24 protein-coding genes are annotated in these 22282 nt (G+C 63.9%); 16 read left to right on the forward strand and 8 right to left on the reverse strand.

Annotation, left to right across the window (positions count from 1 at the left end):
• Window positions 1-114 precede the first annotated feature (114 nt).
• From ABLE43_RS20280 to ABLE43_RS20290, 3 genes are read right to left on the reverse strand one after another with little or no spacing between them, the layout of a single operon-like run.
• Window positions 115-2568, reverse strand: coding sequence for a strawberry notch-like NTP hydrolase domain-containing protein (locus ABLE43_RS20280; RefSeq protein ID WP_348979963.1), 2454 nt, complete (start codon window positions 2566-2568; stop codon window positions 115-117).
• Between the two features lie 36 nt (window positions 2569-2604).
• Window positions 2605-3465, reverse strand: coding sequence for a DUF7146 domain-containing protein (locus ABLE43_RS20285; protein ID WP_066773332.1), 861 nt, complete (start codon window positions 3463-3465; stop codon window positions 2605-2607).
• Window positions 3462-3704: a hypothetical protein gene (locus ABLE43_RS20290; RefSeq protein ID WP_348979964.1), complete on the reverse strand. Its 243-nt coding sequence runs from the start codon at window positions 3702-3704 to the stop codon at window positions 3462-3464. The genes ABLE43_RS20285 and ABLE43_RS20290 overlap by 4 nt, the downstream gene beginning before the upstream one ends.
• A gap of 241 nt (window positions 3705-3945) precedes the next feature.
• On the opposite strand from ABLE43_RS20290, the gene ABLE43_RS20295 reads away from it, so the two are divergent.
• The gene (locus tag ABLE43_RS20295; protein WP_066773327.1) at window positions 3946-4215 is read left to right on the forward strand and encodes a hypothetical protein; all 270 of its coding nucleotides are present in this window, start codon (window positions 3946-3948) and stop codon (window positions 4213-4215) included.
• Between the two features lie 40 nt (window positions 4216-4255).
• Here ABLE43_RS20295 and ABLE43_RS20300 read toward each other — a convergent pair whose 3' ends face one another.
• Window positions 4256-5548, reverse strand: a complete 1293-nt coding sequence (locus ABLE43_RS20300) for a hypothetical protein (protein WP_348979965.1) — start codon at window positions 5546-5548, stop codon at window positions 4256-4258.
• On the opposite strand from ABLE43_RS20300, the gene ABLE43_RS20305 reads away from it, so the two are divergent.
• Window positions 5534-6550 carry a lytic transglycosylase domain-containing protein gene (locus ABLE43_RS20305; protein WP_348979966.1) on the forward strand — a complete coding sequence of 339 codons (1017 nt, stop codon included), beginning with the start codon at window positions 5534-5536 and terminating at the stop codon, window positions 6548-6550. The two genes, ABLE43_RS20300 and ABLE43_RS20305, sit on opposite strands and share 15 nt — an antisense overlap.
• 145 nt (window positions 6551-6695) lie before the next feature.
• Here the strand turns inward: ABLE43_RS20305 and ABLE43_RS20310 are convergent, their stop codons facing one another.
• From ABLE43_RS20310 to ABLE43_RS20325, 4 genes are all read right to left on the reverse strand, one after another.
• Window positions 6696-7424: a helix-turn-helix domain-containing protein gene (locus ABLE43_RS20310; protein WP_348979967.1), complete on the reverse strand. Its 729-nt coding sequence runs from the start codon at window positions 7422-7424 to the stop codon at window positions 6696-6698.
• A gap of 535 nt (window positions 7425-7959) precedes the next feature.
• Window positions 7960-8817 (reverse strand): replication initiator protein A, encoded by an 858-nt coding sequence (locus ABLE43_RS20315; protein WP_198356591.1) that lies wholly within the window; start codon window positions 8815-8817, stop codon window positions 7960-7962.
• A gap of 579 nt (window positions 8818-9396) precedes the next feature.
• Window positions 9397-9828: a hypothetical protein gene (locus tag ABLE43_RS20320; protein WP_348979968.1), complete on the reverse strand. Its 432-nt coding sequence runs from the start codon at window positions 9826-9828 to the stop codon at window positions 9397-9399.
• Window positions 9829-10016: 188 nt separating this feature from the next.
• Window positions 10017-10478 (reverse strand): hypothetical protein, encoded by a 462-nt coding sequence (locus ABLE43_RS20325; protein ID WP_348979969.1) that lies wholly within the window; start codon window positions 10476-10478, stop codon window positions 10017-10019.
• Between the two features lie 419 nt (window positions 10479-10897).
• Here ABLE43_RS20325 and ABLE43_RS20330 point away from each other — a divergent pair, with 419 nt between their 5' ends.
• Genes ABLE43_RS20330 through traU form a run of 14 tightly spaced genes read left to right on the forward strand, consistent with a single transcriptional unit; the run spans window position 10898 to window position 22279 of the window.
• On the forward strand, window positions 10898-11218 hold the full coding sequence (locus tag ABLE43_RS20330) for a TrbC/VirB2 family protein (protein WP_066708110.1): 321 nt from the start codon (window positions 10898-10900) through the stop codon (window positions 11216-11218).
• Window positions 11219-11277: 59 nt separating this feature from the next.
• The gene (traL, locus tag ABLE43_RS20335) at window positions 11278-11568 is read left to right on the forward strand and encodes a type IV conjugative transfer system protein TraL (RefSeq protein ID WP_348979970.1); all 291 of its coding nucleotides are present in this window, start codon (window positions 11278-11280) and stop codon (window positions 11566-11568) included.
• Window position 11569: 1 nt separating this feature from the next.
• Window positions 11570-12142, forward strand: a complete 573-nt coding sequence (locus ABLE43_RS20340; protein WP_348979971.1) for a type IV conjugative transfer system protein TraE — start codon at window positions 11570-11572, stop codon at window positions 12140-12142.
• Window positions 12143-12201: 59 nt separating this feature from the next.
• Window positions 12202-12957 (forward strand): type-F conjugative transfer system secretin TraK, encoded by a 756-nt coding sequence (locus tag ABLE43_RS20345; protein WP_348979978.1) that lies wholly within the window; start codon window positions 12202-12204, stop codon window positions 12955-12957.
• Window positions 12958-12960: 3 nt separating this feature from the next.
• Entirely contained in the window at window positions 12961-14304 is a 1344-nt protein-coding gene (locus ABLE43_RS20350) for a TraB/VirB10 family protein (protein ID WP_348979972.1), read from the forward strand.
• A complete protein-coding gene (locus ABLE43_RS20355) occupies window positions 14291-15163 on the forward strand; it encodes a DsbC family protein (protein WP_066773299.1) in 873 nt (290 codons plus the stop codon). Before ABLE43_RS20350 ends, ABLE43_RS20355 begins: the two co-directional genes overlap by 14 nt.
• Window positions 15160-16182 carry a conjugal transfer protein gene (locus tag ABLE43_RS20360; RefSeq protein ID WP_348979973.1) on the forward strand — a complete coding sequence of 341 codons (1023 nt, stop codon included), beginning with the start codon at window positions 15160-15162 and terminating at the stop codon, window positions 16180-16182. Before ABLE43_RS20355 ends, ABLE43_RS20360 begins: the two co-directional genes overlap by 4 nt.
• The gene (gene traC, locus ABLE43_RS20365; protein ID WP_066773547.1) at window positions 16179-18758 is read left to right on the forward strand and encodes a type IV secretion system protein TraC; all 2580 of its coding nucleotides are present in this window, start codon (window positions 16179-16181) and stop codon (window positions 18756-18758) included. The genes ABLE43_RS20360 and traC overlap by 4 nt, the downstream gene beginning before the upstream one ends.
• Window positions 18759-18763: 5 nt before the next feature.
• A complete protein-coding gene (locus ABLE43_RS20370; RefSeq protein ID WP_198356600.1) occupies window positions 18764-19123 on the forward strand; it encodes a hypothetical protein in 360 nt (119 codons plus the stop codon).
• Window positions 19120-19821 (forward strand): TrbI F-type domain-containing protein, encoded by a 702-nt coding sequence (locus tag ABLE43_RS20375; RefSeq protein WP_242120152.1) that lies wholly within the window; start codon window positions 19120-19122, stop codon window positions 19819-19821. The genes ABLE43_RS20370 and ABLE43_RS20375 overlap by 4 nt, the downstream gene beginning before the upstream one ends.
• Window positions 19802-20353, forward strand: coding sequence for a S26 family signal peptidase (locus ABLE43_RS20380; protein ID WP_425475297.1), 552 nt, complete (start codon window positions 19802-19804; stop codon window positions 20351-20353). Before ABLE43_RS20375 ends, ABLE43_RS20380 begins: the two co-directional genes overlap by 20 nt.
• Window positions 20350-20988, forward strand: coding sequence for a type-F conjugative transfer system protein TraW (gene traW / locus ABLE43_RS20385; RefSeq protein ID WP_066773540.1), 639 nt, complete (start codon window positions 20350-20352; stop codon window positions 20986-20988). Before ABLE43_RS20380 ends, traW begins: the two co-directional genes overlap by 4 nt.
• On the forward strand, window positions 20988-21266 hold the full coding sequence (locus ABLE43_RS20390; protein WP_066773532.1) for a hypothetical protein: 279 nt from the start codon (window positions 20988-20990) through the stop codon (window positions 21264-21266). Before traW ends, ABLE43_RS20390 begins: the two co-directional genes overlap by 1 nt.
• Window positions 21263-22279, forward strand: coding sequence for a conjugal transfer pilus assembly protein TraU (gene traU, locus ABLE43_RS20395; RefSeq protein WP_310103679.1), 1017 nt, complete (start codon window positions 21263-21265; stop codon window positions 22277-22279). The genes ABLE43_RS20390 and traU overlap by 4 nt, the downstream gene beginning before the upstream one ends.
• The last annotated feature ends 3 nt before the right edge of the window (window positions 22280-22282 follow it).

Raw genomic sequence — 22282 nt, forward strand, 5'->3', positions numbered from 1 at the left:
CCCGCATATTATCTGGAGTGAAATCATGGAAAACCGAAGGAAACCTGCGTCTCTCGCCGCCACGCTCGACATAAACTGCGACTGCAAAGAATATGTGTAATGTGGAGCTCCACATTAGACATACTCGGTGGGCGACAGGTCGATCGTGGGATCGGCGCGCTCCTCTGCTGACATCTGGTTGAGCCGGCGATCGAGGATCGCTTCGGCGGTGGTCACCAGCTGAAGCACGACCGATTGCCCAGCCTTCAGGTGCTGTTCCACCGCGGCGATGACCGTCGGGAGTTTCATCGCGAGAAGGACCTGACCGAAGAACCGCTGCTTGCAGGATTCGAGGCGCGACCGAGCGGCCGCTTTTGCGCCGCTATTGAGCGTCCCGCCTTCGAGGCCGTCGACGACGTTGGTAAACTCGAGCGCCGCCTCCATGTTCTGATGGATCACGCTCCAGGCCTGCGCATAGGTGTCGTAGATCTCGATCTGCAGCGGCGTCAGCTCGTGCTTCAGGACGTCGTATTCGACGCCGGCGAAGCTGAGCGCCCTGGCCGTGTAGAGCCCGAGCGCTTTCAGATCGCGGGCGACGAGCTCCATGGCAGCGATGCCACCTTTCCGGATCTCGGCGATGAACGTCTCGCGACCGGCGAACGCCGTCTCCGGCCCCCACAAGCCAAGCCGGACCGCATAGGCGAGATTGTTCACGTCGGATGCGCCCGTCGCGGACGCGTACAGAACGCGGGCGTCCGGGAGATGGTTCTGCAGAAGGACGCCGCAGATACCCTGCTGCGACCCATCCTTCTTGCCGAGCGCACCCTCGCCGCCCGCTACGCCGCCCATCTCGTGGGCCTCGTCAAACGCGATGACACCGTCGAAATCAGACCCCGCCCAGTCTAGGATCTGCTGCAGGCGGCTGCTCTCGCTCCGCATCGAGCGCAGCGTCGGATAGGTGACGAACAGGACGCCCTCTTCAAGGCGGATCGCCTCGTCGATCTTCCAGTTAGAGACTGGCTGCACATCGCCCGCCATACCGCCCAGGGCGGACCAGTCGCGCCGCGCATCCTCGAGGAGCGGCTCGTTCTTGGTCACCCAGATGTGGCGTCTGCGGCCCTGCAGCCAGCTGTCGAGAATGCACGCGGCCACCTGTCGGCCCTTACCCGCGCCGGTTCCATCGCCGAGGAAGAAGCCTTTCCGGTAGCTGCGGCCGTCCTCGTTCAGGGTAAGGCCCACGCCCTCCTTGTCTGGCTTGAACATCCCCGGGAGCATCTGCGACCATGCGTGTCCGGCATAAATCACGGTCTCGAGCTGCGATGAGGACAGCATCCGTTCCGACACGGTGCGCTCGGGAAGGTGCGGGATATGGGCAGGGACCGGTGCCGGGATCGAGCCCATCGCAACCGATTCCACCAGCGCCGTCGGGTGCTCGCCGGCCGCGTCGAAGACGATGCGGCTCGGACGATAGGGAAGATACACTCCGACCTGGTCTGCGAGCGGTGCCGGAGCTGACAGGGTCGTATAGCCGACCGGCAGAACGGCGTTACGAACCGGCTTGTGGTAGGTGCGTGCCACAGCCGGCTTCGCGGTGCGTGCGGCACCGAAGAGACTTACCGCGGCAGCGGGAGCCCTCGCGCTCCGTGCTTCCGACACCAGCTCGGCTCGAGCAGGCACCTCAACCACGTCGAGGAAGTCGAGGACGGAACGACGCTGGATGACGGTGTGCGACGTACCGCCTGCCACCTTGTCGATGACGTAGAGCCGCACCGCGATGTCGGTGCCATGCTTGCGGTAGCAGCTTTCGAGTCGCAGCGACGTGCGGACGGTGCAGCCAGTGAGCACCGCTTCATAGGCAGCTTTCAGTTGCGCGCTCGGCGCGAACCAATCGGGCATGATCGCGACAATCCGACCACCCATCGAAACGCGGCGGATTGCCGCCTGCAGATGGCGGAGTGCCGCGAGATTGTCGGCGCCGCGGCCAATGCTGCGTGAGAAGGGCGGGTTCATCAGAACGACGGTAGGCCGTTCCAATGACGCATGGAGGCTCACGAGCGCAGCCCCATCGTGGCCGGTGATGATGGCATGCGGGAAGACGCTGGCGAGGCGTTCTCGACGGCGCGGATCGATCTCGTTCAGTTGCAGGCTGGCATGATGCGGCACCTGAACCGCAAGCAGCCCATTGCCGGCGCTCGGTTCAAGAACGATGTCGTCCGGTCCGATCGCGGCCATGACTGCTGCGAGCGCGCCGATATCGATCGGCGTCGAAAACTGCTGCAGCTCGATCTGCTCCTCGCTGCGCACGGTTTGCGTCGGGAGCCGTTCCATCAACGCTGCGGCATGCGTCACGCCGGCGATGTCAGCCAGTGGATAGGGCTGCTTGGCGACGTGCAGCGCCAAAGCGTGTTCCAGCATCTCGAAGCTGTCGCGCTGGGTCCAACGGCCCTCCGCGTCGGTGCCTCCGAACGCAGCCGTCATGGCGTTGTTGAGCGCGCGCCGCGTGATCGGCTCGCCAGACGCCAGTGCGAGCGCGATCGTGAGCGCGGCCGGTCGGTCGGTGACAGGCGGCAAGTCGAGGAGGTCGGACATGGAAGGCTCCCTTGGTCATGCTGCCATTCCGGCAGCTCACCGCCTCCCTCCCCCTCCCCTCTCTTTCGCCTCGAGCACCTCCGCCCAATCCTTGTAGGGCGCCGGCGGAAAGTCCGGCACGACGGTCAGGGTGTCGGACGCATATTGTTCGATGCTGCGCGCCACAGCGCGTCTCCCAGCGAGGTCGCGATCCGCAGCCAGGATCAGCCGGGTGACCGACGATGGAATGGCCAGAAGGTCGAGCCGTCGTGACCCGAACGAAGACCAACAGGGGAGGCCACGCAGTCGCGACCATGCTTGGGCACTCTCGAAACCCTCTGCGAGCCCTATCGTCGAGGCCAAACCACCGCCACGCCATGCGCCATTGCCGAGGGTCCCGAGCGTCTGCTTCTCGGTGTAGGCGCTCGTTGCGGGATCGATGAAAATCCTCTGGAAAGCGACCAGGCGGTCAGCTTCGCGAACGGCGACGAGCAGTGCTGGCTTGAACACGGTGAGCGGCTTCGGCCCGAGTGGGCAGCGCGGGTGAAAGCGAATGTCGGTCGGCAGCGGTAGCAGGAAGCGCGACGCGAGATAGCGCTCCGCGCAGGTTCCTGGCACGCCACGAGCCTCATTCCATAATCGCTCGATATTGGCGGTGCCGCCTGCGCGGGTCACCTTGGGTGGCTCATAGCGCTGGCCTAGCGGTATGCGGTCGAGCTCGCGCAGGATGTCGGCAGGGTCGCAACCCGCAAAGCAGGTCACAAGGATCCCTCGATCGCCTTGTCGGAGTGACAGGCTTGGCGTCTTGTCCGTATGCGCTGGGCAGCGACACGTCGCGACGTTCCGGTGCCAGGTTCCTCCGAGCGCGCCTACGAGGTCGACCAGCTTCTGTGACGGACGATTGGCGATCAGGGTCATGCCGGATCCCCTTCGCGGCGCGTTGTCTTCGTCAGGCGCGCGATCACATATTCAGCGTCCCGCGCGGCGAAATAGCTGTCGATCGCGTCATCGTCGTGGAGGGGGACGACGTCGGCGTTCGGTTCGGACCGGCTCCGTACATAGGCCGCAAGGGCCGTTCGGGCCGATCGTTCACTGGGATGCACGTCGGTTTGATCGCGACCGTCGACGTCGCGGATGAAGAGCAGGAAGCGTTCCATGGCGAGCGGACCTCGTACCTGGCCGCCTGTACCGGCGAACCATTACCGAAAGGGAATGTCGGGCCACCCGAGCAGCCCATCCTTTCTCCCCCCCTCCGCTCTTCCTCTACCCCTGTTAAAGCAGGGCTGATTTCGTATCCGTCCCGTTTACCCAGCGCTAAGCCCAGCCAAGTAGGGTGCTCTAGGAACTAGAATCGATCCGTGCTTGTTTGTCGACGCACGGCCTTAAAAAGAGGTGTGGATGTCTCAGTTTTCGCCAGTCGAGATCGCGAACTGGGTCGCCATCTATCTGGCGGCAGGAATCTGCTGCGGAATCGCCATGGTCATGTCGGTTTCGGTGACGCTTCATGAAATGTGGCAGGCCAAGGTCTGGCAAGATGCCCGCACGATCCGCGGCGCGGCGCTGCTACTGCCAAAGACATGGTGGCGCTGGCAGAAGCTCTACCTACTCTCCACGCCCGTTACACTTGGCATAGTCTGTTACTTCGCCGCGACGATGAACTGGGGATGATCGTGAGAGCCTGCAATTATTTAGCGGTTCAACAGGGCTTTTAGAGCCTCATCGCCTTGGCGATCTGGATGCCCGCGGCATCGTCTTCGATATCGCTTGGACGTAATGTGAGCAGATCGCCCAGGTGGCGCATGCGCGGGTGGGTCACCGCCTTTGCGGCGAGATAATCGTCGTTGTCGAACCCCATCGCTTCCACAACGAGCGTGCGCAGCTCCCCGGTTTCGCGCGATCTCCCCTCGAGGACGAAGTCCGGACGACATGGGCCATCTGGTGTCATGGTATCGAAGAGCGGCTTTCCGATCGCCAGATCAATGGACTGCGAACGGAGAAGCCGTTGAGCTTCCAAGATCCGCTTGAGGGTTTTCCGCTCGAAATCCGACTCCACCGGAACGAACAGCCGGCCATTGTAGATCGGCTGTGCGTACCCCCGCAGCGGCGCATACCCATGGGCCTCCGGGTACTCGCCGGCGACAACCAGCACGAGGAACGGGCCGCTGATTCTGTTACCGCGCACCGATGGTGATTGAACTCGGTTAGCGATTTCCACGGGGGGACCGTCGGGCACATAGATTTTGTGCCCTTGGATCGCGGTCGCATAGAGCAGGACGAAGCCTTGCGGCGCATGCGCCTTTGGCCAGTTTTCCGCGAGCCGTCGTAACGTTGCATACACGACCTTGGCCTCGAGCGGCCGGGCGTGCGTCCAGATGGCGCGGCCCAACTCGATGCCGGGAGCAATCTCGATCTTCCCCGCCGCGCCGAGGATGGCGGCAAAGGCCTCCTTGATCGACCACTCCGGACCTGCGCCGATCGGCGGGACGCTGTTGGATCCGGCCGTGTCCATCAGCCGCCATAGAAGGCGAGCAAGCCGCGGCGTCGACGCGTTTCGCGTCCGATCGTCGTTGCTGTCTTCTTCCGGCCTTTGTGAGAGCTTCTCCGGGGCGGGCCTGAGCACCTCGAAAAAGCCAGCGGGCGGGTCGGTGGGCGTGTTGTGGGATCGGATCTCGGTGATCCGGTTGGTCACCTGGTCGCGGAAGAACGGGCAGTCCGCGCGATGCTCGGGACGTTTCTCGCTGGTCAGGCGTCGAAGATAGTAGGTTTCCGCCTCGGACAGGAACGCGGGTGTGAGGATCGGTGGGGCCGCCTCCGCCCCAAGGCAATTGCAGGCGATCCAGCGGTGACCGATGCGCGCGTTCTGAACGAGCGTGATGCCGGCCTGCTCGTCGTGGAAGGTGCCCTCGCCCACGTACCAGCGCACCAGCGCCTCCCGCAGCGGCTGCGGAAGCTTGATGCGATTTGGGCCTTTTCCGTCAGTGTCTCGATGGATCAACCACATGCTCGAAGAGCCTTTGGGCGACGTTTCCTGACCAGTTTCGCCTTCGGCCCCGGTCTTGACAAGGGCAAATCTCTTGATCTCCACTCTTCTAAACAGGGGGTCGAGGAGGTTTTCGTGCGAAAGTTTTACGCCGGTGTGGCGATCGCGAGCGTGGCGCTGGCCGCATCTGCTTCGGCCGCGCCTGAAAAGCGCGGCAAGGTTCGGCGCGTTGAGCTGATCTCGATGACGACCGCCTCTGCGCTGCCGATGGCGGAGGGGGATGGCGGGCCTACCGATGACCTCCCAGCACCTGACCTCCCGCCTGAGTTCAAGGTGCACGATCTAAGCCGCCGCTACGTCGAGTTTCGGATGAAGCAGGAGCTCGCGTCGATTGTCCCCGAAGTCAGCGTCTCCGACAGCCTGCCCCCAGCTGTAGCGGCGACGTCGTCCATCAGCGTGCCCGATTGGATGAAACCGGGCGTCGGATCGTTCACGGCGCCAGCCTTCGTTCCCGGCTGTGCTCCGCTCGCGTATCGGCCGTCAGGGTTTCTCTCGCGCGAGGCCGAAAGTCGGCGGGCGATTTACTATGGCATGATGAGCTCCATCGCCTGCGAACACGGCATTCCAACTGGGCTCTTCGACGCGATGATAATTCGCGAGAGCCGCTACAATCCAACAGCACTATCGCCGAAAAACGCCTTCGGCTTCGCGCAGCTGATGCCCGGCACTGCGATGGGGCTCGGCGTGAACCGGTTCGATCCTTACCAGAACATGCGTGGCGGTGCCCGATACCTCCGCCAGCAGCTCGATAAGTTCGGCCGCGTGCAGCTCGCGCTCGCTGCCTATAATGCCGGTCCTGGCCGAGTGCGCGGGGGCCTCGTCCCCCGTATCACCGAAACGCAGGCCTATGTGACCGACATCATTGCCAATTGGTCGAGATTGACGGCAGCGCCTGGGTCACAAGCTCTTCGTTCGACCTTGCCACAACCTGCCTATCGCTCGGTCGCACTCGCGCAATTCTGACCTCTCAGCGTTCGAGCCCTCCCGATGATCGACGCCAGAAAACGCATGCTCCTTTCGGGAGCAATGCGACGGCGTAGCCGGCGCTCCAACGGTGCGTCTTTGGGTTCCGGTAGAGATGTGCGTTGGGGTTTCGCCTCTCTCGCCGTCAGGCGCGAACGCCTTGGCCGGCTAGGCCAAGTCTTTCTGAGCTAATGATATATGAATCTAGGAGCGGTTGCGGGTCAAGTTGGCACTCGCTCTCTTTGGCGTCGATCGCTGCGCCGAGACGCGCGAGAACCTTGCCTAGTTGGCCGTCGACCGTCGCCAAGGCATATTCCCGACGCGACAGTGAGCTGAGCATCGTGGCCGTCTGCTCGATCCGCTCGGCTTCTTGCTGGACGACGTCAGCGGGCAAAGGAGCCGGCCGCAGCCAGCGCGGAAGGTGAGCCTCGATCCAAGCCGGCATGAGCATGCGGTACGCATTGCTGGTTTGCTTATAGCGTGGTCCAACGCCGTCGATCTCGACGCGTTTGAAGCGACGCTGGGCAAGAACGAAGCCGAGTTCGGTCAGAAGTGCGAGTGCACGGATGACGGTGCGGCGTCCGATACCGACAGTCTCGGCCAGATAGTCGAGGGTGGGGTACACACGGCCTGCTTGGACTCGCGCTATCCTGAGCAATGCCTCGAGGACCGCCAGCGTGTTACGGCTGAAGCGCAGGATAGCGGCCTCCCGCGGTGTCGGCTCTCGTTCTTCGTGCGCGATCCTTGCGCGAAGGTTCGCCCGTCCGGCGCTGAGCGCAGCAGCGCGCTTGTAGATCCGGTCGGTCTCACCTTTGCCGGGACGCGAAAAGAAGGCGTCTTCGAACGTACCAGCCTCGATGCTGTCGCGCCGCACGGGCGCCCCAGTGCGGTGGGTTGCGCCAGATCGCGACGGCTTCCGCTTGAAGCGGGCACCGCCGAGCACGGCCAAAGCCGCCTCTGCCATTGTTATTGCAGCCAATTTCCTGCCCTCACATTGGGCCGGGACCGGGGCAAAACTCGTCCGTGGCGCGAAGCGCGCAACCCTTGAACCGAGGCTCGGAAACCAGTATATCTTGAGCGTTCAACGGCTCTTTCGATGCTTGCCGGCATCGGACATAGCGGTCTCAGGGTGCCCGGCCTCGTGCCGGGCATTCGTTTATGTGGTCACAGCCATTCCCAATTTTTCCAGGCCGCGGACTGCGACCCAGGCGGCCGCATAGTGGCGCACGACAGCCATTCGCGAAACACGCGTGATTCGTGCTTTCGACAACATTAGGCGACTAATGTTCGTGCTTTTGAAAACACGTAGGCGGCCCCGTCCCGCGCCACGGGACAATAATTCGTGCTTTTGAAAACACGAAAAGGCCGAACAAGAACGCTCGCGTCGGCCCTCTTCGAATCGGGAGCGCCTACGACGCGAGACGCTTGGGCGTGCTCTCCGGAATTATTTTGACAGTGTATTCCCGCACTGTCCGCCCCGCTGCTGTCAACGTGCTAAGACCTTGGTCCTCGATCTCAAATTGGAAACCGGGGATCGGATCCTCTTCGATAGTTTTGGTGAGCGCAAACTTGAACTGGCGCGGCGAGCCTTGATAGCCCATCTGAAGCCGCAAGTCTTCCAGCGGGATGGTTGTTTGGCCGTCGACGCACAAGGAGCGTGCGACCTCATAGAGGCGACGTTCGACTGGACCGAGCTGGAAGTACGTTGATGCGTATTCCAAGACCTGGCGATCGACCATGATCGCCCGATACAGCCAGTCGCAAAGGCGGACCTTGACTGCCTTCAGACGTTTCTCGCCACCGTCACCCTTGATGTATTGCAGCTTTGCCTCTTGCAGCCATGAGAAGAAGCCCTCTTCGCCTTCCCCGCCTGCTTCGATATTCGTCTTGATCTGCGTGCCTTGAAGTCTCTCAAGTGCCTCAGACAAGCGCCGATAAGAACGGGCGGATTTGTTGGCGCCCGTAACACTGAACAGGTCATTCGCAGTGAAGCTGAACTCTTGGCCAATGTGCTTGCCGGCCTCGACCTTGGCGACCATTAGGCTGGCGATATAGAGCAGGATCTCCTTGTCATAGATCGTGGCCACGCCCTTCGGTCCCGGTCCCACCTCAATCGACACGTCACCCTTTTTATAGGTGAGCGGTTGCATCCATGCCTTCTTCGCCAATGCGAAGAACGGCCAGGCCATGAGTGACCGCTCCCCGCGGACTGGGCCGTGGAGAGGACTATCAAGCAGGAAAAGCTCGCCCTGTTCTTGCTCCGCCATGGTCAACTTACCTTCATGTGTCTCGGCATTCGCCGATGAGAGCGGGTCGGGTTCAGCCGCGATCCCGAGCGACCTCGACGCTCTCGTGTTTTTGATAATTCGCTTCCGGCGCTCTCGCGTTTTTGAAAGCACGAAAATCCGGCCGCTGGCGTTTCCAAAAGCACGAAATTAGACGCGAAAACGGGCTGTAGAGGCCCTGTTTCTGCCGATTTTGGCCAGTCTCGGCCCACTCGGCTCCCCGTCTTCGTGCTTTTGAAAACGCGAGAGGCTGCGTCGGTGTAGCGGTCGGTAGAGGGGGTCTGGATTACGGAAGCGTAAGCCATGCCTCGTCGTAGCACCCTGTCAGCTTCGGCTCAAACGGCATCATCGCCGTCTGCTCCTGCACACGCTCCTCTAGCCCGCGTTCAACCTCCCCCTCCCCTCTCGATCCCACGGGCCGTGAGAGGCTCTAGGAGCCCCCAGGGACGCGAGTTCGCAGGGCAGGGGGCACCTCTGCTCGGAGCGGCGTGGCGGTGCTCACGGCGCCAAAAAAAAGGCACCTGAAGCGGTGCCCAATCCATCATTCCAGTCGAGGTGCGGTTAGAGCCCGTCGGCCTCTCTCTTTCGCAGCCGAAGCCCCTTGCGCTCAGCTAGGTCCGCATACCCTCGCTCAAAGGTTTCACAAACGAGCTGCTGGATCTGCTGGCCGTGCTCACCCTTCACGTCGCTGAGATCCAAGCCGCCTATGGCGGACACAGCGTTGGCCAGTCTGGGAGCCAGTCCACCGAACATCGTCGCGAGAAAGGACGTCAGCCCTGCGGCGTCCTCGCAATCGCCCCCAGACATGCAGCCGAGCAGTTCGGTCCCGAAAAAGGCTTCCGACTGCGTGATGCCGAGCGCCGCGCAGATCGCCTGAGCCTCGTCCACCCGCATCGGCCGGCGCTTTGCCGTGTCGGAATGGAGGATCGAGTGAAGCCTCGTCCGCTTCATCACCGGCGTAGCAGCCTCGAGCACGCGGAACGTGACTCGCAATTCCTTCATCCTCGCGAGGAGGAAGTCGGCAAGTTCTGGCTTGGCGCTGCTACTGCTTTCGCCAGAATTGTAAGGATTAGACGCTCCCACCTCAGGGCACTCCCCACCCGCTAGCCTCGACTCAGGTACGCCCGAAAATGACGGAATGGCAACCCTGCCGTTAACGTTAATTTCATGTTCCCGAGGTGCTACCTGATTGGAATTACATTCGTTTCGGTTCTTTTGGCTGCAGCACGAAAGGCCTGAGCGTCCTCGACGTCCAGCCCCAGCTTGTTAATCACCTCCGTCGTATTCTCCTCGACGATGAAGTCGAACAGGACCAGTGAAACGGCGGACGCAAAACTCACCGATGAGCCGACAACCTCTTGCAGGTCTGGGATCGAGCCGTCGATCGCCTCGGCGCTGCTTTCAAGGATCGTCAGTGACAGACCGACATCACCATCGGTTGGGATGATCCGAAGATGCTCCTTTAGAGAGCCTGCTCGGTAAGTGTCCTTGATTTGAGCGGCCGACGAAGATCGATCGTTGACCACGTCGTTGATCGAAAGAAGTCTCTTCTTCTTGTTCGAGAAAAGCCGGATGCTTTCGGTTACGAGCCGAAAGAACGTTTCCGAGATCTTTAGATCGAAGGCGCGTTCACCCGCCGTCATCTTAGAAGAAGTCCTCACCTTGATAGCACACCCTGAAAAATACCGTCTCCGCGGCGTTTTAGCACCATCGAGTCCGCGTTGTGTAACACAATCAAAGAGCGGAGTCGCATCGCGGGATTAAGGCCTTCGCGCCGCTGTCCTCGCACGCGGACGCCTGTCCGCCAATACGGACAGCTGTCCGCTATTACGGACAGGCGTTCGTAAACGCGGACAGATGTTCGTGGGGGCGGACAAGTCGTCCCGAAGCGCGGGACAAGAGCCTGATTGGTAAGCTGGCAAAGCTCACTTCGTCGCAATCGCAGAAAAAACTTACGGCAACCTTACCAGTTCCTAAATCGGCCGATTGCGCGAATTTTTTTCCCGGTCGAGCCTTTGGTTGGGCGCGCTGAAATGCGCTCAATCAAAGGAGACCTTTCGTCATGAAGACCATGCTCAAGATGGGCCGTCGCGTCGAGACGGCCGCACTGGCCACCCTCGGCGTCGCAGCGGCTGCGGCCGTGATGGCCTCGCCCGCCTTCGCGGGTGCCGACGGCACGTTCGATACCGCGCTGAACGCCTTCACCGGCTTCCTCGAGGGTTCGGGCGGCAAGATCATCACCGTGCTGTCGCTGGCCGGCGGTGTCGTCGGTCTGGCCTCGGGCCGCTTCTCGCTCGGCCAGGTCGCGATCCCGGTGGGCGTGGGCGTCGGCGCCGGCACCGGCGTTCCGATCGTCACCTCGACCGTCACCGCCACCATCTAACTCGATCCGGCACCGGCGGAGATAGCAGCTCCGCCGGCGTCGTCACTGAAGGTGGCGTGATGTCAGCCGATAAGTACGTGATCCCATCGCACTTGGACGACCCTGAGCTTATCGGCTTTTGGACGTTGGACGAGTTCCTAGCGATGGTCATCCCCTTCACGTGGGGGATCCTGTCCCAACACATCGTCGTCGGGATCGGCTTCGCCGTCCTGGGCTGGTGGGCACTCCGTAAGGCCAAGGCGGGACGGGCGACATCTTGGTTGATCCACCTGGCATACTGGCACCTCCCCGGCGGCTTTCCGTCTCTCAGGGCCACGCCACCTTCCTATCTCCGACTGATGGTGGGCTGACATGGACTATTCCTACCAGCACGCGCAGAGCCAGCGTGTCCTTCGCCAGCGCAATCTTCTCGGCATCGCCGCCCTTGTGCTGGCAGGCGCCGTCGCACTCCTCCTCCTCATGTCCGCGACCCGCAGTCGTGAGATCGTCCTGCAGCCGGTCCTCGGATCGCCAGTGACGGTCTCCAGCAGCGGCGTGTCGCGCGAATATCTCGAGCTCGTCACCCGCGACACGGCGGTCCTGACGCTAAACCGATCGCCCGGCAGCCTCGACTATTGGATGAAGTCGGTCCTCGCGATCGTCTCCCCGAAAGCGCAGGGCACGATCAAGGCGGACCTGCTGAAGATCGTCAACGAGCAGCGCAATTCGAGCATGAGCCAGTTCTTCACGCTCGAGGGCATGGAGATCGACGCCAAGCATCTGCAGTCGACCGTGACCGGCAAGCTCAGCACGGTGGTCGGCCAGAAGATCGTGTCGAGCGAGCCCCGCACCTTCATCTACGACTGGGAATATTCGGGCATGAGCCTGAAGCTGGTCGGATTCAGCATGGCGCAGCCGAAGGGCCGCCTGGGAGGCTCGCTGTGACCGACGCATTCTACGCCTTCGGCAGCGCTGCACTCGGCACGGTGCTCGCCTCGCGCACGATGTGCTGGCTCAGCCGCATCGCCGGCGCGGCGCTCATCGCGCTCGCGGTCTTTGTCTTTGCCGCGCCTGCCTTCGCAGCCAGCGACCAGACGCTGATGGTCGCGGACGGCGCGCAGGTGTCGTGCACCGCTTCGGCCAAGGATCTGACGCGCATCAGCCTCGTCGGCGACGAGTTTGCCGGTGTCTCGAAGATCAACACGGGCAACCCGTCGGACGACTTCTCTGTCGTAAACGAGCCAGTTCGCGGCGACATCTACCTGTCCGTTCCCGAAGGCTTCAACCGCCAGACGCTCTCCTTCTTCGGCACGTCGAAGCGCGGCTATGTCTACAAGTTCGCCTGCCGCATCGCGGGCGATCAGGCGGTGCAGGTGTTCCTCTCGAACCCCGCGATCGCCAAGGCCGACGCGGCCGAGGCGGCACCGACCAGGGTCGCCGCTGCGTCGACTCCTGAGGACGCGGCGGTGTCGTTGGTGCAGGCGATGTACGCGAACAAGTCGGTCGATGGTTACGAGCTGCGCCAGCGCTCCTTGAAGCCGGTCTACGTCGGCGACCTCAAGGTTCAGATGATCTCGGAATATCGCGGCGAGGCACTGACGGGTCGCGTTCTGCGGATCGAGAACAAGGGCACGCAGGAAAAGGTCCTGACCGAGGCACAGGTCGCGCCCGCCAGCGCTCTCGCCGTGTCGATCGCCGAGCCCAAGCTCGCACCGGGTCGGGTCACGACCGCCTACCTAGTCTCGCGGAACGGAAACTAAGCCATGGCCATCAAGGACATCTTCTCGCGGTCGCGTAAGCCGCTCGACGGCCCCGAGGCCGCTCCAGAGACGGACGGCGTATCGCCGATCGCGTCCGAGCTCGACGGCAACAACGAGACCAAGAAGAAGCAGCGCATGCTTCTCGCAAGCGTCGGCGCGGTCGGCCTCGTTGCCTCGTCGTTCTGGATCTTCGGCGGCTCGGACAACGCCCGCAAGGTCGACCCCGACAAGCCCGAGCAGGTGAAGGTGTCGGTCGGCGACATGGCGAACAGGACCCTCTCCGAGCAGGAGTGGATGGCGCTGTCGGAGAACCGCTTCCAGTCAGCCGAGAACCAGCTGAAGAGCGTCGACGGCACCAACGCCCGTGTGGCGCAGCTTTCGCAGCAGATCGACGCGTTGAAGGCGCAGAACCAGTCGATGTCGTCGGACGGCCAGCGTGTCGTCTCGGCCTATCAGGCCGAGAACGAGCAGCTGCGCAGGCAGGTGAACGAGCGCGCGGCCACCCCGCCCCCTGTCCCGGCCGGTCCGCAGGCGATGTACGGCCCGGGCAGCGCTGCGGTGTACGGCCGCGGCGCGGGGGCGCCGCCTGCCGGTCCCGATCTCTCCGCGCCTCGCCTGAGCGAAGTGAAGATGGTCTCGTTCAGCTCGACCGATCGCGGCACTGCGTCCAAGATCGCCAAGGGCAGCACGGTCTACACCGACAGCCCCAACTACCTGCCCGCGAACAGCTTCGCGACCGCCAAGGTCATCGTCGGCGTCGACGCCGCGGCGGGCGTGAACAGCCAGACCGACCCGCTGCCGGTCGTGCTGCGCATCACTGGGCCGGCGCGCTCCGTGCTCCAGAACGGCAAGCTGCTCACCACCAAGATCCAGGGCTGCCTCATCAACGGCGCCGCGCGCGGCGAGCTGTCGAGCGAGAAGGTCTACATCAAGCTGCAGAAGATGACCTGCCCGCAGCCGGGCGGCCGCTATGCCGAGTCCGAGGTGAAGGGCTTCATCGCATTCGGCGGCAAGACCGGCGTGCGGGGTCGCGTCGTCAGCCGCGAGGGATCGCTGGTGAGCCAAGCCTTCATCGCCGGCCTCGTCGGCGGGATCGGGCGCGGCTTCGCGGCCAACACCAACATTGCGCTACAGCCCGGCAACGTCGTGCTCGCCAACGGCAAGCGCCAGCAGCTCGGGCTCGGCGACATCGCGCAGGGCGGCGTCGGCAACGGCATCGGCGAGGCGGGCGACATGGTCTCCAAGTACCTGATCGAGCGCGCCGAGCAGTACCAGCCCGTCATTGAGATGCCGACGGGTGTCGACGTCGAAATCGTCTTCCTGGAGGGTGTGTATGTCCGCAATTGATTACATCGCCTTCTGGCGTCTTCGTCCTCGCTTCATCGCCACCATCGCGGGTTGCGCGGCTGTCGTCGGCATCGGTGCCGCTGGCGCTGCGGCGGATCTCGGAATCATGTCGCCGTCCAACCAGAAGGTCGCAGCGCTCCTCAAGGCACGGCTGCCAAGGACCGACGTTTCCAAGGTCGACTGCGGCGTCGTCGACGGCCTCTGTGAAGTGACTGCCGGCAGCAATCTCTTCTATGTCGATCGTTCGGGCCGCTACCTCATGATCGGCCGGGTCTACGACATGGAGACGCGGCAGGATCTGACCGCCACCCGGCTCCTCGAGATCAATCCCGACACGCTCATCGGCGGGGCGGCTAAGGCCAACAACGCCGCCAGCAGCGACGAAGCACCGCTAACGCGTGGTGCCGGGTCCCAGCCCACCGCACCTGCAGCGCCGCAGCACCTCTCGCTCACGAGCCTGCCGGCGACCGGCGCGATCGTCTGGGGCAAGCCTTCGGGCAAGACGGTCACCGTGTTCAGCGATTTCCGCTGCGGCTATTGCCGCGCGCTCTCCAACACGCTCCGCACGATGAACGTCCGCGTGATCGAGCGCCCCATCTCGGTCCTGGGCAGCCGCGACCTCGCCAATCAGGTCTACTGCGCCAAGAACCGCGAGGAGGCCCTGCATCAGGCCTACGCCGGTGAGCCGCTGCGCAATGCCGGCACCTGCGACACGTCGGGCCTCGACGCCAACGAGAAGTTCGCGCGCGCCCATGGTCTCTCCGGCACGCCCGTCATCGTCCGCGCCGACGGTGCGATGATCGAGGGCTACCGGCCCAAGGAGGCGCTCGCCGCCTTCATCGCGGGAGGACGGTCGTGAACCCTACCAAAATCGGAGCGCTTGGTCTCATCCTCGCGGGCACTGGCCTTGCCAGCTGCACGACGATGGGTGGCAACATCAAGGGCAACTTCTCGTGCGTCGCCCCGGATGGCATCTGCGCCCCGAGTTCGACGATCGATGATCGCGCATTGGCGATGATCGCCGGCGAGGACGGCGATCGCATGATTACGCCCGCTGGTCCCTACAGCGTGCCCGCAAGCGACGGTCGCGGCCCTCAGAGTATCGCCGCGCGCTCGTTAAGTGGCGGCTTCCAGGCCGCATCAGCCGCGCCGGCGCGTAGCCAAGAGCGGGTGCTGCGTATCGTATTCCCCGCGCAGATCGACGCGGCGGGGCGCCTTCGCGAGCAGACCGCCATTCATGCCGTGGTTGAGCGTGGCGAGTGGCAGCAGGCTCTCGCTGCGAACGCGGTTGCGACCACGCCCTCCGAGGTAGCATCGGCGACCGGCGGCGATACTCTCCTCGCCGCGGTCGATCGGGCCGCCCCCCTCGTCACCGCCTCCGCGGATCCCGCCTTTGATCCCGACATGCCGAGCGCGGCTGCGGTTGCCGCTGCGCGCGTGCAGGCCGATCCTGTTGGCGACATCAAGGACCAGGTCGCTCGCCAGCTCGCGCGCAATCCGAGACGCGTGCCGGTGGCCACCCGGCCCACGTTCCGCCCTGCGCCGACAGGGGTAGCCGTCCAGACTGCACCCAAGGCTCCTGCCTCCCCGCCTCAGGCGCGAACGGCGACGACACAGCCTGTCGGCCCCGCCAAAACCCCCGCCCCTTCCCCTTCCGCGTCTGTTCGCCCTGTCGCGACGACGCCAACGGCGACGTCGGCCGTCACCGTCCCGCTTCATGCAACCCAGGCGGGTCGGACCGCGATCGCGTCGGTCGCGGCAAACCCGGCAATCCGTGCGGGGCTCGGTCGCGTCGAGCCTGACGCGCGCGAAGCCGCCAAGGCCAACGGCGTCGTACCGGTGCTGCGCGCTCCCTCATTCCCCGGAGTGGATCAATGAGCTTCCTAAGCGGCCTGCTGGCGATGATCCTTGGCGATAATGCCAAGCCCGAGGGCGGACGGCCCGACACGGCGGTGCCGCGCTTCGTTCACTGGCTGCCGTATCGCAGCTTCGACCCAAAGACGAAGATCTTCTACAATAGCGCGACCCGCGGGTTCGTCCTCGAGTGCACGCCGATGCTCGGCGCGACCGAGCAGAGCCATGAGATGCTCGCGCAATTCCTCTCTGAGGGCATTCCGACGCCGGGCGCGCTGCAGGTTCATGGCTGGATGAGCCCGCGCATTAGCGAGTTGCTCTCCAAGTGGTATCTGCCGCGCTATTCGGCGGCCGGCGTCTATGAGCGCATGGCCAAGCACCGTACCGAGTATCTGCTCGGTGGCGTGTGGAACTCGCTGTCGTCCGCAGCGCCCTTCCACATGCGCAATCACCGGCTCGCCATCTCCTATTCGACGCCGGAATCGAGCCGCGTCTCCAACGAGGAAATCGTCTCCGTGATGGAGGGCCTCGCGTCCGCGCTGGAGTCCATCGGCGTCCATTCGCGCGCCATGGATCCCAAGGCGCTCATCACCTGGATCGATGACCTGACCTCACCGACGACGGCACCGGGTGACGACACGATCACCTACAATCCGTTCGATCCCATCGCCGATCAGGCGGTGCGTCACGACCTCGAGATGAAGATCGAACCCGATCGTATTCTGCTGCGGACCGAACGATTCCGCCCGACCGGCAAGACGGTCGATAATGCACCCGAGATCGGCGAGATCTATCCTGACACGTTCGACGTGCGCTCCTTCTCGGTGCGCAACCTGCCGCAGCGCTGGGCGCCGTGGGACATGGCCAAGCTCATCGGCGACATGTTCGCCGACAAGCTGCGCATGCCCTGCCCGGTCTCGACCAACCTGTGTCTCGATTTTCCAGATGCGGAGGCGGAGGGGCAGCGCGCCGGTCGCAAGTTCATGCGGACCACGAGCCTCGCGGACTCCAAGTCGGCGCGCATGCTGCCGCAGCTGAAGGATCAGTCGGCCGAGTGGAAGTTCGTCAAGGACGAGCTGCGCCAGGGCCGCAAGCTCGTGCAGGCCTTTTTCTCGGTCACCTCGTTCAGCCCGAAGGGCAAGGGTGACTCGAACGAGCGGACGCTGAAGTCGGTGTACCGCGCCGCAGGCTGGGACCTGCTCGACGATCGCTATCTGCAGATCCAGGGCCTGCTCGCCGCTATGCCGATGACAATGGCGAACGGACTGTCGTTCGACCTCAAGAACATGAAGCGCATGCGGACGGTTCTGACCACGACCGCAGCGAGCCTTATGCCGCTGCAGGGCGAGTATCTGGGCGGCCTCCAACCGCACCTCATGCTGGTTGGCCGGCGCGGACAGCCGTTCTTCTGGTCGCCGTTCGAGAACACCGCCGGCAACCACAATGTCGCGGTGTGCGGCAAGTCGGGCTCGGGCAAGTCGGTCGCTCTGCAGGAGCTGTGCGCCTCGATGGTTGGAGCCGGCGCGAAGGTCGTCGTGATCGACGACGGTCGCTCGTTCGAGCACTCGGCCAAGCTGCAGGGCGGCGCCTTCGTCGAGTTCACCATGGCGTCTGGCTTCTGCATCAACCCGTTCGCGATGATCGACCCTGAGCTTGCCGGGCAGGACGAGGACTACCTCATGGACTGCTTCGCGATGCTGAAAAGCATCGTGAACCAGATGGCGCGCCACATCGACAAGCTCAACGACACCGAGCGCGGCCTGATCGACGGTGCCATCAACAAGGTGTGGGCGGCGAAGGGGCGTAGCGGTTGCATCGATGACGTGATCGCTGCCCTCGAGGAGACGGGTAATCCGGTTGCGACCGACCTCGGTATCGCCATGCGCCCGTTCTCGAGTGCGGGCACCTATGGCCGCTTCTTCACCGGCGACGTGTCGTTCCAGCTGAAGGCGAACCTGACCGTCTTCGAGCTGTCGGACCTGTCGTCGCGCGAGGAGCTGCGCTCGGTCGCGCTCACCGCGATCATGTTCATGGCGAGCCAGGCGATGCGCCGGGAGGATCGCTCCGTGCCCAAGGCGCTGCTCCTCGACGAGGCCTGGCAGATGCTGAAGGGCGGCTCCATGGCCGACTTCATCGAGGCCTATGCGCGTACCTGCCGCAAGTACGGTGCCTCGCTCGTCACCGCCACGCAGAGCATCAACGACTATTACAAGTCGGATGGCTCCAAGGCGGCGCTCGAGAACAGCGACTGGTTCGTCGTGCTGCAGCAGAAGGCCGAGACGATCGCCGACTTCAAGAAGCACGATCGCTTCGAGATGGACGATTACACGGATGCGCTGATGCGCTCGCTGAAGCGCAACGGCGTCGAATATTCCGACGTGCTCATCAAAGGCCCGGAATCGATGGCGGTTGGTCGCCTTGTGCTCGATCCCTACTCCGCGACCGTCTTCTCGTCCTCACCGCGCACCTTCGCGGCGATCCACGACCTGCTCGATCATGGTCTGACGATGGAAGAGGCGATCGAGCGCGTCGCCTATCCCGAAAACCCTGAAAAGTGGAGCGACGCCGGCGACGACGCGCTTCCGATCGCCGCGGAGTGACCGTCATGGCAACGCACGCAAACCCCCTTCTCCCGCTCGCCGCGCCCAAGAGGACCGGACGGGTCGACTATGGCTTCCTGCTCTACTTCGGGCTGCACATGGCGGGCTTTCTCGCCACCACATTGCTCATGACGTGGGGGCTCTTCGTGCTCTTCTTCCTCGTCCTGGGCGGCCTGTCGCTCGATGGGATGATGCACCACCTCCAGAACATGACCAGTCGCTATCTGGCGGCCGGATCTGACCGCGTCGATCAGTTCAAGATCACGGTGGGTATCGCTCACCTGATCCTGTCGACCGCCCTCATCTTCTTCCGCCGGCACGCCATCCTGCCGCGCGACCCTGCCGCCCGGGAGCGCCAAGCATGACCGAAGCATCGAGTATTGACCGCAACGACGATGGCCTTGGCCTGTCGCCCGGCCTCGAGACCACGCCGGTTCGTGCATCGGGGCGCGCGGTGACGCGGCGGGCCGTATTCGCCGGCTATACGATGCCGCAGCTCCTCACCGGTGCGGCTCTCCTCCTCGCCCTGATTTGGGCCATGTGGATCAGCAAGGCCGTCATGGCCGAGAAGCCGCAGCACATCGTGAAGGCGGACCTATCGCGCATCGTCGGCGAATACGTGCAGGCGCAGGCCCGCAGTGCCACGCCACCCGAGCAGGTGCAGGCGCAGATGCGGACCTTCATGGCGGCGCTTGATACCGAGCTTCAGCGACGTGGCGCCGCAGGGCAGGTCGTCCTCGTCGGCGAGGCGGTCCTGTCGAAGAGCGTCCCCGACATCACCGGCGAGGTCGCCAAGGCCGTCTATTCGGCCGGCATCCGCGTGCCGCAGCCCGCCTCTCCCGCTCAGATGGGTGCCATGATGCGTGGACAGGCTCCGACTGCTCCCGTTGCTGCCCCCGTCGCCGTTGCGCCTGAAGTCACGCAAATGCCGACTGGTGCTCCCGCCCCATCGCCCTTCGGCGCGGTAGGGATGGACACGGCTCAAGCGGTCCCCGCCCCGGCCCCCGACCTTAGCGCTGCTGGCGCCAGCGTCTCGACCTTTGGTGGTCCCAGTGGCCAGTAACGCGGTCAGCGCACCGGCGCCGACTGAGCGCTTTCGGCCGAGGAAACGGCTTTGGGCGGCGCTCGGCCTTTTCATCGCTGGTGGCGCGTCGCTCAATGCACTCGCGGAATGGCGCGACACGCACGCCCTGCTCATCAACTCGTCAGAGTCGCTGCCGAATTGGGCCTTCGTGATCCACAAAACTGCGACGCCGGCGCGCGGTGAATACGTCTTCTTCGTGCCTCCTGCCGCGCCGCTCGTCGTTCGGCACTTCGGTGCAAAGAAGCAGATGTTCGGCAAGATCGTCTATGGCATGCCGGGCGACCTGGTTGAGCATCGCGGCGCTGACGTAATCGTCGCCGGTAAGCTCGTCGCGCACATGAAACCGCTGACAAAGTTCGGCGAACGACTTGTGCCCGGCCCGACCGGCATCATTCCGCGTGACTGCTATTTCGTCGGTAGCCCGCACAAGGATGGCTTCGACAGCCGGTATGCGGCGATCGGCTTCGCGTGCGCGAACAAGATCGTCGGCGTCGGAAAGCCGATCCTGTGAAGCGGGCGCTGGAGTCCGTCGCGATCGTCGCCCTCCTCTCTGTTTCGCTGAGCTCGGCGACCCGCGCGAGCGACCATGGCATCGTCGGGCAGACATTCCCGATCGTGGAGCCGGATCTGCTCGCCACGATCGAGGCAAAGCTCCAGCGGCTGCAGGCGAACGGCGACATCGATCGCATGAATGCGGCCTTCGCTCGCAGGGCGGAGGCCCGCGTGCGGCGTCCGAAACCCGTCGCCGGTATCACTCCCGCGACCGAAGCGCGGACCTGGGCCTATGACCCGACGATCACGATCGAGCGCGACGTTCAGGATCAGAAGGGCAACTACATCGCCCGGCGTGGTCAGACCGTGAACCCGCTCGATTTCACGGCCGTCACCCAGGCGCTGGTGTTCGTCGACGGTGACAACAAGGCCGAGATGGCGTGGGCGACTGCCCAATACAGCGACCTCAAGGCCAAGATCATCCTCGTCAGTGGCTCCCCCCTCGAGGAGATGACGGCGCGGCAACGCCGCTTCTACTTCGATCAGGAAGGTCGCCTGACGGGCAAGCTCGGCATCCGGCACACACCCGCCGTCGCCGTGCAGGACGGCCGCGTCATGAAGCTTTCCGAAATCAAGCTGAAGGGAAACAGCTGATGCCTCTGTGGCTCGATCTCCTGAAGACGCCGATGGCAGCGCCGGAAACGGCCGAGCTGCGCGGTATGCGCCGCACCTTTCAGTTCCTGTGCGTGGCATCTGCGGTTGGCGTCCTCGCCATCTCTCCGCTTGTGAAGCTCTTTGGTCGGCCCGCGTCCTTCGTGGTGGCGGCCGTCCTCGCGACGACGGCCCTTCACACGGCGCTTTACGTTTTCCGGAAGAACCGCGCGGACAACGCCTACCTCGACGCCGCCACTTCGCCGGAGGAGGCCGCGTGAAAGGCCTGCGCCTCCTCACCCTCGCGCTCTTCGCGTTCGCCCTGTCGGCGGTGTTGAGCCCGCGCGCGGAGGCGCAGTCGAAGTGCACCGGCAAGTTCGTGAACCCGATCACGGATGTGTGCTGGTCGTGCCTGTTCCCGCTTTCGGTGGGTGGCCTCAAGATCTGGCCGAGCAATCGTCCCGATACAGACAACCCCAGCTTGCCCGTCTGCGCCTGCGGATCACCCGTCCCGCGCATCGGTATTTCGGCCGGCTTCTGGGAGCCGGTGCGTCTCGCCGACGTGTCGACGAAGCCATGGTGTTTCGTGAACCTCGGCGGGACCAAGATCTCGCCCGGCTTCGACATCGGACAGGGCAATTTGTCGGGGCCGTCGCAGAAAGGTGGGAACGGACAGAACACGTCGAAGTGGCATGTCCACTGGTACGTATATCCGCTGCTCTACTGGATGGAGATCCTCGCAGACTTCGCCTGTTTCGAGCAATCGTCCTTCGACATCGCCTATATGACCGAGGTCGATCCGCTCTGGCAGGACGACTCTCTCACCGCGCTCATCAATCCTGAGGCGGTGCTCTTCTCCTCACCGATCGCGCAGGCCGCGTGCGCCGGTGACTGCATCGCAGCGACCGCCAAGCTGCCTCTCGATGCGACCTTCTGGTGCGCTGGCTGTCAGGGACCGATGTACCCCGTCAACGGCAACATCGCTGCCTCGATCGGCCACGTTCAGGCGTCGCGCCTGGCGCTTGCGCGCTTCGCCTTCAAGATCCACCGCGAGGGCCTCGCGTGGGGCACGATGGGCTCCAAGGGCCTCTGCAACAAGTACCCGATGCCGGTGCTGCGCAAGCAGCAATACCGCGTCCAGATGACCAACCCGATCCCGACCGTCAGTGGCAAGTATGCCTGCTCGCCTCTCGGTGCCTCGACCATGCCCCCGCAGGCTGGCCGGGCCTTCCCCGTGAAGGGCGAGGACATGGGCTACCTCGTCTGGCGCAAGCGCAACTGCTGCGTGCTGTGAGGA

The organism is Sphingomonas silueang (genome assembly GCF_040049155.1).
GTDB classification, from domain to species: domain Bacteria; phylum Pseudomonadota; class Alphaproteobacteria; order Sphingomonadales; family Sphingomonadaceae; genus Sphingomonas; species Sphingomonas silueang.

Coding starts and splice junctions, on each gene's coding strand:
- ABLE43_RS20280 (WP_348979963.1), bottom strand. CDS start 2,568: ATGTCCGACCTCCTCGACTTGCCGCCTGTCACCGACCGACCGGCCGCG.
- ABLE43_RS20285 (WP_066773332.1), bottom strand. CDS start 3,465: ATGACCCTGATCGCCAATCGTCCGTCACAGAAGCTGGTCGACCTCGTA.
- ABLE43_RS20290 (WP_348979964.1), bottom strand. CDS start 3,704: ATGGAACGCTTCCTGCTCTTCATCCGCGACGTCGACGGTCGCGATCAA.
- ABLE43_RS20295 (WP_066773327.1), top strand. CDS start 3,946: ATGTCTCAGTTTTCGCCAGTCGAGATCGCGAACTGGGTCGCCATCTAT.
- ABLE43_RS20305 (WP_348979966.1), top strand. CDS start 5,534: ATGGATCAACCACATGCTCGAAGAGCCTTTGGGCGACGTTTCCTGACC.
- ABLE43_RS20300 (WP_348979965.1), bottom strand. CDS start 5,548: ATGTGGTTGATCCATCGAGACACTGACGGAAAAGGCCCAAATCGCATC.
- ABLE43_RS20315 (WP_198356591.1), bottom strand. CDS start 8,817: ATGGCGGAGCAAGAACAGGGCGAGCTTTTCCTGCTTGATAGTCCTCTC.
- ABLE43_RS20325 (WP_348979969.1), bottom strand. CDS start 10,478: ATGACGGCGGGTGAACGCGCCTTCGATCTAAAGATCTCGGAAACGTTC.
- ABLE43_RS20330 (WP_066708110.1), top strand. CDS start 10,898: ATGAAGACCATGCTCAAGATGGGCCGTCGCGTCGAGACGGCCGCACTG.
- traL (WP_348979970.1), top strand. CDS start 11,278: ATGTCAGCCGATAAGTACGTGATCCCATCGCACTTGGACGACCCTGAG.
- ABLE43_RS20340 (WP_348979971.1), top strand. CDS start 11,570: ATGGACTATTCCTACCAGCACGCGCAGAGCCAGCGTGTCCTTCGCCAG.
- ABLE43_RS20345 (WP_348979978.1), top strand. CDS start 12,202: ATGTGCTGGCTCAGCCGCATCGCCGGCGCGGCGCTCATCGCGCTCGCG.
- ABLE43_RS20350 (WP_348979972.1), top strand. CDS start 12,961: ATGGCCATCAAGGACATCTTCTCGCGGTCGCGTAAGCCGCTCGACGGC.
- ABLE43_RS20355 (WP_066773299.1), top strand. CDS start 14,291: ATGTCCGCAATTGATTACATCGCCTTCTGGCGTCTTCGTCCTCGCTTC.
- traC (WP_066773547.1), top strand. CDS start 16,179: ATGAGCTTCCTAAGCGGCCTGCTGGCGATGATCCTTGGCGATAATGCC.
- ABLE43_RS20370 (WP_198356600.1), top strand. CDS start 18,764: ATGGCAACGCACGCAAACCCCCTTCTCCCGCTCGCCGCGCCCAAGAGG.
- ABLE43_RS20375 (WP_242120152.1), top strand. CDS start 19,120: ATGACCGAAGCATCGAGTATTGACCGCAACGACGATGGCCTTGGCCTG.
- ABLE43_RS20390 (WP_066773532.1), top strand. CDS start 20,988: ATGCCTCTGTGGCTCGATCTCCTGAAGACGCCGATGGCAGCGCCGGAA.